Annotated in this window: 11 protein-coding genes; all 11 read right to left on the bottom strand. The window is 67.6% G+C overall.

Translation table 11 applies throughout. The features are described from left to right. Position 1 precedes the first annotated feature (1 nt). Positions 2–961: an acetyl-CoA carboxylase, carboxyltransferase subunit beta gene (gene accD / locus D000_RS0110990; RefSeq protein WP_018873573.1), complete on the bottom strand. Its 960-nt coding sequence runs from the start codon at positions 959–961 to the stop codon at positions 2–4. Between the two features lie 36 nt (positions 962–997). Further along, on the bottom strand, positions 998–1,831 hold the full coding sequence (gene trpA, locus D000_RS0110985; protein ID WP_018873572.1) for a tryptophan synthase subunit alpha: 834 nt from the start codon (positions 1,829–1,831) through the stop codon (positions 998–1,000). Next, positions 1,828–3,036, bottom strand: coding sequence for a tryptophan synthase subunit beta (gene trpB, locus D000_RS0110980; RefSeq protein ID WP_018873571.1), 1,209 nt, complete (start codon positions 3,034–3,036; stop codon positions 1,828–1,830). Before trpB ends, trpA begins: the two co-directional genes overlap by 4 nt. After that, positions 3,023–3,664 carry a phosphoribosylanthranilate isomerase gene (locus D000_RS0110975; RefSeq protein WP_018873570.1) on the bottom strand — a complete coding sequence of 214 codons (642 nt, stop codon included), beginning with the start codon at positions 3,662–3,664 and terminating at the stop codon, positions 3,023–3,025. The genes trpB and D000_RS0110975 overlap by 14 nt, the downstream gene beginning before the upstream one ends. A 67-nt stretch (positions 3,665–3,731) precedes the next feature. Then, positions 3,732–4,592, bottom strand: coding sequence for a tRNA pseudouridine(38-40) synthase TruA (gene truA / locus D000_RS0110970; protein WP_018873569.1), 861 nt, complete (start codon positions 4,590–4,592; stop codon positions 3,732–3,734). 13 nt (positions 4,593–4,605) lie between these two features. Further along, the gene (locus tag D000_RS0110965) at positions 4,606–5,301 is read right to left on the bottom strand and encodes a hypothetical protein (RefSeq protein WP_018873568.1); all 696 of its coding nucleotides are present in this window, start codon (positions 5,299–5,301) and stop codon (positions 4,606–4,608) included. 158 nt (positions 5,302–5,459) lie between these two features. Continuing rightward, a complete protein-coding gene (locus D000_RS0110960; RefSeq protein ID WP_026279934.1) occupies positions 5,460–7,931 on the bottom strand; it encodes a FimV/HubP family polar landmark protein in 2,472 nt (823 codons plus the stop codon). Positions 7,932–8,017: 86 nt separating this feature from the next. Further along, entirely contained in the window at positions 8,018–9,043 is a 1,026-nt protein-coding gene (locus D000_RS0110955; protein ID WP_018873566.1) for an aspartate-semialdehyde dehydrogenase, read from the bottom strand. Positions 9,044–9,089: 46 nt separating this feature from the next. Then, positions 9,090–10,163, bottom strand: coding sequence for a 3-isopropylmalate dehydrogenase (leuB, locus tag D000_RS0110950; protein WP_196800606.1), 1,074 nt, complete (start codon positions 10,161–10,163; stop codon positions 9,090–9,092). A gap of 126 nt (positions 10,164–10,289) precedes the next feature. Beyond that, the gene (gene leuD, locus D000_RS0110945) at positions 10,290–10,940 is read right to left on the bottom strand and encodes a 3-isopropylmalate dehydratase small subunit (RefSeq protein ID WP_018873564.1); all 651 of its coding nucleotides are present in this window, start codon (positions 10,938–10,940) and stop codon (positions 10,290–10,292) included. A gap of 3 nt (positions 10,941–10,943) precedes the next feature. Continuing rightward, positions 10,944–12,356: a 3-isopropylmalate dehydratase large subunit gene (leuC, locus tag D000_RS0110940; RefSeq protein ID WP_018873563.1), complete on the bottom strand. Its 1,413-nt coding sequence runs from the start codon at positions 12,354–12,356 to the stop codon at positions 10,944–10,946. Between the last annotated feature and the right edge of the window lie 164 nt (positions 12,357–12,520).

Here is a 12,520-nt window from a genome sequence, read left to right as displayed (position 1 = left end):
CCTAGCTGCGCGGCGGCGGCGCGTCCGCGGCCTCGTCACTGCTGTCGGCGGCGATGACATCCACTTCGTCCGCAGCCGCCCCAGTTGCGTCCTCCACGTTGCCCGGGGCGGGCCCATGCGTGAGCATGCCCAGTACCGAGGCGAGGCGGCTGCGCATGTCGCGGCGATCCACGATCATGTCGATCGCGCCGTGCTCGAGCAGGAATTCGGAGCGCTGGAAGCCCTCCGGCAGGGTCTCGCGCACCGTCTGCTGGATCACGCGCGGCCCGGCAAAGCCAATCAGCGCGTTGGGCTCGGCCACGTTGAGATCGCCCAGCATGGCCAGGCTGGCCGAGACGCCACCCATGGTCGGGTCCGTCATCACCGAGATGAACGGGATGCGTTCTTCCTGCAGACGTGCCAGGACCGCGCTGGTCTTGGCCATCTGCAGCAGCGAGAACAGTGCTTCCTGCATGCGCGCCCCGCCCGAGGCGCTGAAACAGACCAGCGGGATGCCCTTTTCCAGCGAACGATTGGCCCCACGCACGAAGCGCTCGCCCACCGCAGACCCCATGGACCCCCCCATGAAGCGGAAGTCGAACGCCGACGCCACCAGTGGGCGGCCCAGCAGCTGCCCCTGCATGACTACCAGGGCATCCCGCTCACCCGTCGCCTTCTGCGCAGCAATCAGGCGGTCCTTGTACTTCTTGGAGTCGCGAAACTTCAGGACATCCGACGATTCGATATCGGCCGCGATCTCCTCGCGGCCCTCCGAATCCAGGAAGGTCTCCAGGCGCCGGCGCGCGCTCATGCGCCGGTGGTGGCTGCACTTCGGGCAGACATCGAGATTGCGCTCCACCTCCGGCCGGTACAGCGTCGCGTCACAGCCCTCGCAGCGCACCCACAACCCCTCGGGCACGCCCCGCTTGGTCGCGTTGTCGGTGCGAATGCGCGAAGGCATCAACTTCTCGAACCAGCTCATGCCGTCTCCCTGTAATCCGAATCGGCGCCGCGCATTCTACACCGAGGCCGCCACACCGGTGGAACGCGCGGCGTCCATGGCGTCACGCATTTCGCGCACCACCGCGGCCGCGGCCCGCGCAAAACCGTCGGCATCGCCGTCGTGATCCTCGGCCAGCCGGACGATCGCGCTGCCCACCACCACGGCATCCGCGACCGCGGCCACCTGCGCGGCCGTGCGCGCGTCGCGAACCCCGAAACCGACGCCCAGCGGCAGCCCGGTATGCCGCCGCAGCCCTTCCAGACGTTCGGCCAGGGCCGAGGTATCCAGGGACTGCGAGCCGGTCACGCCCTTCAGCGAGACGTAGTACACGAACCCGCGCGCGGCGCGCGCCACGTGATCGATGCGCTTCTCCGAGGTGGTCGGCGCGACCAGAAAGATCGGATCGATCCCGGCCGACTCCAGCAGCCCGACCACATCCTCGCTTTCCTCCGGCGGCAGGTCGACCGTCAGCAGGCCGTCCAGCCCGGCTGCCCGGGCGCTGGAGGCGAAGGCCTCGTAGCCCATCCGCTCCACCGGGTTCAGATAGCCCATCAGCACCACCGGCGTGCGGCTGTCGGTCTTGCGAAATTCCGCCACCATGCCCAGCACGTCACGCAGCCCGGTACCGAAGCGCAGCGCGCGCTCACAGGCCTTCTGAATGACAGGGCCGTCCGCCATCGGGTCGGAGAACGGCACGCCCAGTTCGATCAGGTCCGCACCGGCCGCGACCAGCGCATGCATCAGCGGAACGGTGGCACCAGGCTCCGGGTCGCCGGCCGTTACATACGGGATCAAGGCCGCCCGGTTCTGCTCGCGCAGTTCGGCAAAGCGCTGTTCGATACGGCTCATAGCGTGATCCCCTCGCGTTCGGCCACGGTATTCAGGTCCTTGTCACCACGGCCGGACAGATTCATGACGATGCTCTGATCCGGGCGCATCTGCGGCGCCAGCTCCAGCACGTGCGCCACCGCGTGGCTGGTCTCCAGCGCCGGGATGATGCCCTCGGTCCGCGTCAGGCGGTGGAAGCCGGCCAGTGCCTGATCATCGGTGACCGACACATAACGGACCCGGCCGATGTCCTTGAGCCAGGCATGCTCCGGGCCCACCCCCGGGTAATCCAGCCCGGCAGACACCGAGTGGGTGCCGATGATCTGTCCGTTCTCGTCTTCCATCAGATAGGTGCGATTTCCATGCAGCACGCCCGGCTGCCCCGCACACAGCGGCGCCGAATGCCGACCGGTCTCGACGCCCTCGCCCCCTGCCTCGACCCCGATCATCTCTACCGATTCGTCCGCCAGGAACGGGTGGAACAGGCCGATCGCATTGGAACCGCCGCCCACACAGGCGACCAGCGCATCGGGCAGACGTCCGGTCATCTCCAGGTGCTGCTCCCGCGCCTCGCGGCCAATCACCGCCTGGAAATCACGGACCATCGCCGGATACGGGTGCGGGCCGGCTACGGTACCGATGATGTAGAAGGTGTCGTCGACGTTGGTCACCCAGTCGCGCATCGCCTCGTTCAGGGCATCCTTCAGGGTACGGGTGCCGGACTTCACCGCCACCACCTCGGCACCCAGCAGGCGCATGCGATAGACATTCGGCGTCTGCCGCCGCGTGTCTTCCTCGCCCATGTAGATCACGCATTCCAGGCCCAGACGTGCCGCCACCGTCGCGGTCGCGACCCCGTGCTGGCCGGCGCCGGTCTCGGCAATGATCCGGGTCTTGCCCAGGCGCTTCGCCAGCAGGGCCTGACCGATGGTGTTGTTCACCTTGTGGGCGCCGGTATGGTTCAGATCCTCGCGTTTCAGGTAGATCTGCGCGCCACCCAGCTCCCGCGACAGGCGCTCCGCGTGATACAGCGGATTCGGCCGGCCGACGAACTGTTTCAGGTCATGATCCAGTTCCGCCATGAAATCCGGATCCCCCATGTACTGCTCGTACACGGCCTGGAGCTCATCCAGCGCGCCCATCAGCGTCTCGGATACAAAGCGCCCGCCATACGGCCCGAAGTGCCCGCGGGCATCCGGAAATGCGGCCCAGTCAATCTTGCTCATCAGTCTCCACCTCGCATTGGCGCACGGCCTGCACAAAGGCCCGCATACGCCGTGCATCCTTGATCCCGGGTGCGGACTCCACCCCGGAACTCACATCGACTCCATAAGGCCGCAGGTGTTCCAGCGCCCCGCGCACAGAGGCCGCATCCAGCCCACCCGCCAGCAACCACGGCCGGCCCAGGTCCGCGGGCACCCGCTGCCAGTCAAAGCGATGCCCGGAGCCTCCGGACTGCGCCCCGCCGTGACTGTCCAGCAAGAAGCCCTGCGCCCCCGGATAGCGGTCCATCTCGCGACGCGGATCGGCCCCGGCGCCCATCGCAATCGCCTTCAGGTACGGCCTCCCGAAACCCGCACAGAACGCCGCCGACTCCTCGCCGTGGAACTGCAGGCAGTCAAGTGCAACCCGACCCAGCACCGACTCCACCCGCGACGCGTCGGGATCCACAAACAGCCCCACCGTGGTAACGAAGGGCGGCAGTGCCGCCGCGATCGAGGCCGCTTGTTCCGGGTCCACACAACGCCGACTCGGCGCATGGAACACCAACCCGATCGCATCGGCCCCGGCTGCGGCCGCGGCACAGGCCTGTTCCGGGGTCGTCACACCGCAAATCTTCACCCGATACCGCATGCACCCTGACCTCGTCTAGTGGCGGCAAGCCTACCAGAAGCTGACAGCACGCCCGCCTTTCCCGCAATCAGCCCGCTCCATTGCCCGGAACACCGTCGTACACCGGCCCCGCCGTCACCGGCAGCTCGAACTCGGCCGGGTAATCGACGTGCACGAAATACAGCCCACCAGCCGGTGCCGTAATCCCGGAGGCGCGGCGATCGCGCGCCGCCAGCACCTGCTGCGGCCAGTCCGTGTCCATCCGCCCGTCACCCACGGCCAGCAGTACCCCGGCAATGTTGCGCACCATGTGATGCAGAAACGCGTTCGCGTGAATATCCAGAACCACCAGCGAGCCGTGTCGCCGCACGGACAGCGAATGCACCCGCCGCATCGGCGACTTGGCCTGGCAGGCGGCCGCCCGCAGGCTGGTGAAGTCGTGCTCGCCCACAAAGGCCTGACCGGCATAATGCATGCGCTCGGCATCCAGGGGGCGGCGCCACCAGGACACCCGCCCCGCATCCAGCGCCGGGCGTACGGCCCGGTTCAGGATCACATACCGGTAGCGGCGCCCGAATGCACCGAAACGGGCATGAAAGCGGGTGGGCACCGCCCGCGCCCAGGTCACTGCGATACCGTCCGGCAATCGGCTGTTGCTCCCCAGCACCCATGCACCTGCCTCGCGGCGGGACGGCGAATCGAAGTGCACCACCTGGGCCGTCGCATGCACCCCGGCATCGGTACGGCCTGCGCAGCCCAGCTCAACCGGATGGTTGGCCACATAGCCCAGCGCCGCCTCCAGGTGCTCCTGCACGCTGGGCCCGTCCTTCTGACGCTGCCATCCGAGCAGGCCCCGCCCGTCGTACTCGACCCCCAGGGCCCACCGCTGCAGGCCGCCCCCGGGGACCCGGCGCAGGGCCGCATCCTGCTGTTCTGTTTCGCCGCCCATCAAATCCCGACCCTCACAGCCACCACCACAACAGCCAGGCCACCGCCACGCCCAGCCACAGCACCACCACCGGCCACCGGGAACCCGCACGCGGTGCCGCCGAGCCGTGCCCCCCGGATGCCAGAGGTGGCTCCTCCCATGCGCCCGCAAGGGCCTGATCCAGGCGAACGACCAGCCACTCGCGCACGGCGGCAAGACGCGCCTTGCGTGATCCGGAAAGTGCGTGCCGCTTGCGCTGCAGCGCCTCCTGCTCCGACTCGAAATAGGCCAGGGCGAGAAACAGCCGGCGCGCGAAACGCTCGCCCCTGTTTCCGGGCCCTCGCCAGGCCGCCCCCAGAATCGCTCCCAGGGCGCGCACCAAAACCGGTCTTGCCGCATATTCGGTGAGCCAGACCACCAGCAGTACCACCACCATCAGCGCCAGAATGCGGACAATCGCCTCCCCCATACCGGACACCATGCCAGCGGCACCGGTCGGCCACAGGCCGTAAAACACCAGCAGCGACAGATAGAACCACTTCATCCGCAGCAGCAGGCGCCCTGCCCGGCGCCAGGAGAAGGCACTGCCAAAAGCCAGCAACAGCGCCAGCGTCGCCGTGACCCCCACCACCAGTACCTGGGCCGATACCAGCGCCAGCGACGCCGCCAGCACCCCCAGCAGGGCCCACACCGCCTGCGCGACCTCCCGCGGGGCCGGGGCCGTTTGCAACTGCCCTCCCGGAGTATCGATCACCCGCCTGCCACCCTGCTCAAGCCATCCACATGAAAAGGCCCCGACCGGGACATACCCCCGGCGGGGCCCTGCACTGCTCCAGCTGAAAGACCGCCGGGCGGCATCTTCCGCCCGGCCCGCGCCGAGGCGGAAGGTCACGAACCCTTGATCTGCTCCCGGATCGCTTCGGCCTCGCGCTTCTGCTCATCAGTACCGGACGCCAGCACCTCGTCGATCAGCTCCTGGGCACCTTCCTGATCACCCATGTCGGCGTAGGCCTGGGCCAGACTCAGACGCGTGACGTTCTCGTCCGTCTCGGCATCCTCTCCACCCGCGGCAGCCGTCTCGGACCCGAGCAGGGTCTCGTCCAGATCCAGTCCCGCGTCCTCGGAACCGGCGTCGCCACCACTGGCCTCCGCGTCCTCGTCCGGCAGCTCGCTCTCGTCCAGATCGAACGACAGGTTGTTCAGGTCGTCGGTGATCGCATCACCGGCGTCGTCATCGGCCGCCTTCGCCAGATCCGATTCGAGGTTCTCGTCGATATCAAACGACAGGCCCTGCTCGTCCTCATCCGTGCTGGCAGCAGCCGTCTCCGGTCCGATCTCGCTGTCGGTCTCCGGCAACTCCAGCCCGGAGAAATCGATCTCGTTGCTGTCGCCGTCGGCATCCGCACTCGCGTCTGCTGCAGACGGCAGATCCAGATCGGATGCGGGCATCTCATCGGCTTCCGCAGCCCCGTCACCCCCGGACGCCCCCATACGCGATTCCAGCTCGGACAGCTGATCGCGGATGTCGCTGTCGCCCTCATCCAGCAGATCACGCAGCCCGCTGGCCGCCTGACGTGCGCTGGCTTCGTCTTCCAGCGCCAGATGCGCCTCGACCAGCTTCAGGCGGTACTGCTTGTTCTCGGGGTTGCCTTCGATCGCGGCATTCAGCGTTTCCACCGCCTGATCGTTCATGCCATACGCCAGGCACACATCGACCTCGGCCAGAACGTCGTCCGACCCTTCGCCTTCCTGCGGGCCGGTGCTGGCCACGACAACCTCGCCGAGGTCTTCATCGTGCTCATCGGTGCGTGCGACCGCGTCCTCCGGCTGCGACTCACCGTCCTCTTCCTCTCGCGTGCCGGCCGCGGCAGCACCTGCCACGACACCCGCTGCGGCGCCCGCGGCAACGGAGGGGGCCTGGGATCGGTCGTCAGCGGTCACATCCCGCGCCTCGTAGCCCGCGGTTTCGGACTCGCTGGCCTGAACCTTGCTGTTGTCCGCGCGGGGCTTCAGCCCGGCAGCCTGTTCATCAACCAGCATCTCGCGGCGCCCACCGCGGGCAAAGGCCAGCAGCACCAGCAGCAGCAGGATCACAAGCGCAATCGCCATCATCAGCAACAGCGGGTCGTTCATGATCCGTTCGTGCAGCGGAGCGTTGCGCTCGGCGTCCGCGCGATCCAGCCGGGCTCGCAGCTGCTCGCGTTCGGACCGCAGCTGGCTCAGCTGCGCCTCCAGTTCGGCCATGTTCTCGCTGGAGATATCGGCCAGGCGGCCGCGCTCGCCCAGTTCTTCGCGCAGTTCGGAGAGTTGCTCGCGCATCCCCTCCATTTCCGCGCGCTGGGACAGCAGGGCCTCCTGCAACAGATCTTCGGAACCGGCCGCGTCCGCGCCCGCCGCCACGTCTTCGGGCAGCAGGTCCGCGACGATCTCGAGGCGATCTTCGGCCACCGCGGCTTCCTCTTCCGCGGCCACTTCGGCCTCGGCCGCCGCTGCTTCATCCTCGGCGGCCACGGCTTCGTCTTCGTCTTCCTCACGCGCGGCCGCTTCGGCTTCGGCTACCGCCTCGGCCGCCTCGTCTTCCGCTGCAGCGGCGTCGTCCGCGGCGACCGCATCGGCGTCCTCCGGTGCGGGCTCCGGCTCTTCCCGCGCGGTGCGGACCGATTCCTGCCAGGAGCGTGTCTGTTCCGCCACTTCGGCACGGGCCTCGGCCGCACTGCGCGCCTCGAGCTGGGCGCGCGAGGGCGTGCGCAGCTCGGCATCGGCGCGCAGCGTATTGATGTTGTTGCCGATAAAGGCGCGGGGGTTCGCTTCCAGGAAGGCCAGCATGGCCTGCTCGTCGCTGTAACCCGAGATCCCGCTGCGACGCACGACGGCGTACAGCGTGTCCCCGCTGCGCACCCGAATCGTGTCGCCTTCGCGCGGTGCCCGCCGCACGTCGTCCGCTTCCGCCGCGCTCACCGCCGGGGCACCCACACCGGAAGGCATGGTGCCGGGCGGGTCCAGCAGCAGCGAGACTTCACGCAAGGCACGGCCACCATCCCAGCGGGCCTCCAGCAGGATGCCCACGTAGGGCTCACGCACCGGACGCCGCGTGGTCAGGATCACGCGATCATCCTCCACCGAGATCTCGAGGTCCCCTGGCACTCCGCCGCGGTTGAGACCGGCACGGCGGTAAGCGTCCTCTGAGGCCTGGCGGACTCGCAGGGAGTCCGCGACGGCGGATACGCCGCGCAGGGGAATCTCGGCCCGCAAGGGCTGATTCAGGAAGGATTGAAGGTCTACTTCACCGAAGCCCACGGAGTTCGAGGACACCGGGGCCACCAGCAGCAAGAACAAAAGCCCGACCATTAACTTGCGCACGAATTCCCCCTGAATGTGCCGCGTGGCCCATACACCCCTGGCCACGGATATGCCGAACACAAAGCCCGGCGTTTTCCCGGATTAAATCACAGGTAATCGCGGATCAAAACCTCCGCGATCTGGATTGTGTTCAGCGCGGCTCCCTTGCGCACGTTGTCGGAGACCACCCAGAGGTCCAGCCCGCGGGGATGCGAGATGTCCTCGCGGATGCGGCCGACGAACACCGCGTCCTTGCCGGAACCCTCGGTCACGGCGGTCGGATAGCCGCCGTCCTCGTGCTTGTCCAGCACCGTCACCCCGGGTGCAGCGGACAGGATCTCGCGCGCCTTCTCGGCACTGATCTTCTCGCGGGTCTCGATGTGCAGGGCCTCGGAATGCCCGTAGAACACCGGGATGCGCACGGCGGTCGGGTTCACCAGGATGGACTCGTCACCCATGATCTTGCGGGTCTCCCAGACCATCTTCATCTCTTCCTTGGTGTAGCCGTTGTCCTGGAAGACGTCGATGTGCGGCAGCGCGTTGAACGCGATCTGCTTGGGATACACGTTGCACTCGACCGGGCGGCCGTTCAGCAGTGCCGCCGTCTGGTGCGCCAGTTCCTCGATCGCATCCTTGCCGGTGCCGGAGACGGCCTGGTAGGTCGCGACGTTGATCCGCTCGACGCCGACCGCGTCGTGCAGCGGCTTCAGCGCCACCAGCATCTGGATGGTGGAGCAGTTCGGGTTCGCGATGATCCCGTGCTTCTTGTATCCGGCGACGGCCTCGGGGTTGACCTCCGGCACCACCAGCGGGATCTCCGGGTCGTAGCGAAACTGCGAGGTGTTGTCGATCACCACGCAGCCGGCCGCGGCCGCCTTGGGCGCGTATTCCGCGGACACCGGGGCCCCCGGCGAGAACAGCCCGATCTGCACGGTGGAGAAATCGAAGGTGGCCAGATCCTCCACCTCCAGCTCGCGGCGGCCGAAGGCGACCGTCTTGCCGACCGAGCGCGAACTGGCCAGCGCATGCACCCGGCCCAGCGGCAGGTCGCGCTCCGCCAGGATGGAGAGCAGGGTCTCGCCGACGGCGCCGGTTGCGCCCACCACGGCCACGTCAAACTTGCGGTCACTCATCGTTCATTCCCGGTTTAATTTTAATCTTCAAGCTACTGATATTTGGTTAGTCGTCCAGCGCGGCCACCAGGGCATCTCCCATCCCCTGGGTGCCCACCAGCGTCATGCCCTCGCCGAAGATGTCCGGCGTACGCAGGCCCTGATCCAGCACCCGACCCACGGCCTGTTCGATGCGCTCGGCCAGGTCATTGCGGTTCAGGCTGTGACGCAGCAGCATCGCCACGGACAGCACGGTTGCCATCGGATTGGCCTTGCCCTGCCCGGCGATATCCGGCGCGGACCCGTGGATCGGCTCGTACAGACCGACCCCTTCGCTGTTCAGCGAGGCCGAGGGCAGCATGCCGATGGAGCCGGTCAGCATGGCCGCGGCATCGGACAGGATGTCGCCGAACATGTTGCCGGTGACCATCACGTCGAACTGCTTCGGGTCACGCACGAGCTGCATGGCCGCGTTGTCCACATACATGTGAGACAGCTCGACCTCGGGGAATTCCTTCCCGACGCGCTCGACCACCTCGCGCCACAGTTCCGAGACCTCGAGCACATTGGCCTTGTCCACCGAGCACAGGCGTTTGCCGCGCTTCATCGCCGCCTCGAACCCAACCCGCGCGATGCGTTCGATCTCCGATTCGCTGTAGGCGGCCGTATTGAAGCCGTAGCGTTCGCCGTTGCGTTCCTCGATCCCGCGCGGCTGGCCGAAGTAGATCCCGCCGGTCAGCTCGCGCACGATCAGGATATCCAGCCCGCTGACGACCTCCGGCTTCAGCGTGGAGGCCGAGGCCAGCTGCGGATACAGGATCGCCGGGCGCAGGTTTGCGAACAGGCCCAGGTCCGAACGGATACCCAGCAGGCCACGCTCGGGGCGCAGGTCGCGCTCCAGCGATTCGTATTGCGGGCCGCCGACCGCGCCCAGCAGGATCGCGTCGGCGCGGCGCGCCGCCTCGCGGGTGGCCTCCGGATACGGGTGACCTGCCGCATCGTGCGCCGCGCCCCCGATCAGGCCCTGCTCGATCTCCAGATCCAGGCCCCCGATCTCGCCCACGCGCTCCAGCACCTTCAGCGCCTCGGCCACGATCTCGGGCCCGATCCCGTCCCCGGGCAATACCAGAATTCGGCTCACAAACCTCTCCTAACCATCAGATCAATCGAATTTCTTCTCTACCTGTAGGAGGCCAGCCCCCAGGCCGATTGGGCCTGTCCTGGCGCCCAATCGGCCAGAGCGCTGGCCTCCTACAAGGGGAAGCATTCAGCCCTGCGAGTGCTCCGCCATCCAGGGCCACTCGCGGCGCTGGCGCTCCTCATAGGCGCGGATGTCATCGGCGTACTGCAGTGTCAGGGCGATATCGTCCAGGCCGTTCAGCAGGCGGTGGCGCCGGTCCTCGTCGAGCGTAAAACGGAACACCGTACCGTCCGGCGCCGTTACGGTCATCTCTTCCAGGTTCACCGCGACCTGCGCGCCCGGGTTCGCCTGGACCTGATCGAACAGCGTCTGCACCTCGTCCTCGGCCAGCACCACCGGCAGCAGGCCGTTCTTGCAGCTGTTGGAGAAAAAGATGTCCGCGAACGACGGCGCGATCACCGCGCGAAAGCCGAAGTCGGTCAGCGCCCACACCGCGTGTTCGCGCGAGGAGCCGCAGCCGAAGTTCTTGCGCGCCAGCAGGATGCTCGCCTGGTCGAACGGCGCCTGGTTGAGCACGAAATCCGGGTTCATGCGGCGCTGGGAGCTGTCCATGCCGGGCTCGCCCGGGTCCAGGTAGCGCCAGTCGTCAAAGGCGTTCGGGCCAAAGCCCGTGCGCTTGACCGATTTCAGGTACTGCTTCGGGATGATCGCGTCGGTGTCGACATTGGATCGATCCAGCGGCGCGACAATCCCCTTGTGTACGGTAAAGGCCTGCATCGCTTACGCCTCCTTCAGCGCCGACGGTTCGACGAAGTGCCCGGCCACGGCGGCCGCGGCGGCCAGCGCCGGACTGACCAGATGGGTACGTCCGCCCTGCCCCTGACGGCCCTCGAAGTTGCGGTTCGAGGTCGAGGCGCAACGCTCGCCCGGCTCCAGCCGGTCGGCGTTCATCGCCAGGCACATGGAACAACCCGGCTCGCGCCACTCGAAGCCGGCATCCAGAAAGATCCGGTCCAGCCCTTCCTGCTCCGCCTGCTGTTTCACCAGCCCGGAGCCCGGCACCACCATCGCCAGCTTGATGTTGTCAGCCTTCTTGCGGCCCTTGACCACCTCGGCAGCCGCGCGCAGGTCCTCGATCCGCGAGTTCGTGCAGGAGCCGATGAATACCTTGTCCGGACGAATCTCCGTCATCGGCGTGTTCGGCTGCAGGTCCATGTACTCCAGCGCACGCTTCATGCCTTCGGCGCGCACCGGATCGGACTCGGCCGCCGGGTCCGGCACGCGGCCGTCGATCGGTGCGACCATCTCCGGCGAGGTGCCCCAGCTCACCTGCGGGGCGATTTCGGCGGCATCCATCTCCACCACCGCATCGAACTGGGCATCCGGGTCGGAGACCAGCGTGCGCCAGTACTCCGCCGCCTTTTCAAACAGCTCGCCGCTCGGCGCCTGCGGCTTGCCGCGCACGTACTCGATGGTCTTCTCGTCCACCGCGACCATGCCCGCGCGGGCCCCGGCCTCGATGGACATGTTGCAGATGCTCATGCGGCCCTCGACCGACAGGCTGCGGATCGCCGAGCCGGCGAACTCGATCGCATAGCCGGTGCCGCCGGCGGTGCCGATACGGCCGATGATCGCCAGCACCACATCCTTGGCGGTCACGCCCGGGCGCAGCTCGCCCTCCACGCGGATCTGCATGGCCTTGGTTTTCTTCTGCCACAGGCACTGCGTGGCCAGCACATGCTCGACCTCGGAGGTACCGATGCCGAAGGCCAGCGCGCCCAGCGCGCCGTGGGTGGAGGTGTGCGAGTCGCCGCAGACGACCGTCATGCCCGGCAGGGTCGCGCCCTGTTCGGGACCGATCACATGCACGATGCCCTGGCGCACATCGGCCATCGGGAAGAACTTCAGCCCCAGGCTCGTGACGTTGGTCTCCAGCGTCTCCACCTGGGTACGCGAGACCGGATCCTCGATCCCGCGGTCACGATTGGCAGTGGGCACGTTGTGGTCCGGCACCGCCAGCACGGAATCCCCGCGCCAGGGCGTGCGCCCGGCCAGACGCAGACCCTCGAAGGCCTGCGGGCTGGTTACCTCGTGAACCAGGTGGCGGTCGATGTAGAGCAGCGTCGAGCCATCCGGCTCCTCGCGCACCACATGCGCCTCCCACAGCTTGTCGTACAGTGTCTTGCCTGCCATCACCTGCTCCCGCGGCCGCGCCGCGTTCTATCGTTCTTGCGCCCCACCGCCGATGATCTACCAGCGCTCCAAAGGCCCGCCCTTGCACCGCGCCGCAACACGCACCGTCATTGCGAGGAGCCGAAGGCGACGCGGCAACCTCCGAAAGCTGGCAGAGCGCCAGT

Source organism: Thioalkalivibrio sp. ALJ16 (assembly GCF_000377345.1).
Classification (GTDB): domain Bacteria; phylum Pseudomonadota; class Gammaproteobacteria; order Ectothiorhodospirales; family Ectothiorhodospiraceae; genus Thioalkalivibrio.
Note: the sequence above shows the minus strand (reverse complement) of the source record. Positions and strands in the feature narration are given on the sequence as shown.

Excerpts from the sequence above, each read along its gene's own strand:
- D000_RS0110955 (WP_018873566.1), bottom strand. The coding sequence starts at position 9,043 with ATGAGTGACCGCAAGTTTGACGTGGCCGTGGTGGGCGCAACCGGCGCC.
- accD (WP_018873573.1), bottom strand. The coding sequence starts at position 961 with ATGAGCTGGTTCGAGAAGTTGATGCCTTCGCGCATTCGCACCGACAAC.
- leuD (WP_018873564.1), bottom strand. The coding sequence starts at position 10,940 with ATGCAGGCCTTTACCGTACACAAGGGGATTGTCGCGCCGCTGGATCGA.
- trpA (WP_018873572.1), bottom strand. The coding sequence starts at position 1,831 with ATGAGCCGTATCGAACAGCGCTTTGCCGAACTGCGCGAGCAGAACCGG.
- trpB (WP_018873571.1), bottom strand. The coding sequence starts at position 3,036 with ATGAGCAAGATTGACTGGGCCGCATTTCCGGATGCCCGCGGGCACTTC.
- D000_RS0110975 (WP_018873570.1), bottom strand. The coding sequence starts at position 3,664 with ATGCGGTATCGGGTGAAGATTTGCGGTGTGACGACCCCGGAACAGGCC.
- truA (WP_018873569.1), bottom strand. The coding sequence starts at position 4,592 with ATGGGCGGCGAAACAGAACAGCAGGATGCGGCCCTGCGCCGGGTCCCC.
- leuC (WP_018873563.1), bottom strand. The coding sequence starts at position 12,356 with ATGGCAGGCAAGACACTGTACGACAAGCTGTGGGAGGCGCATGTGGTG.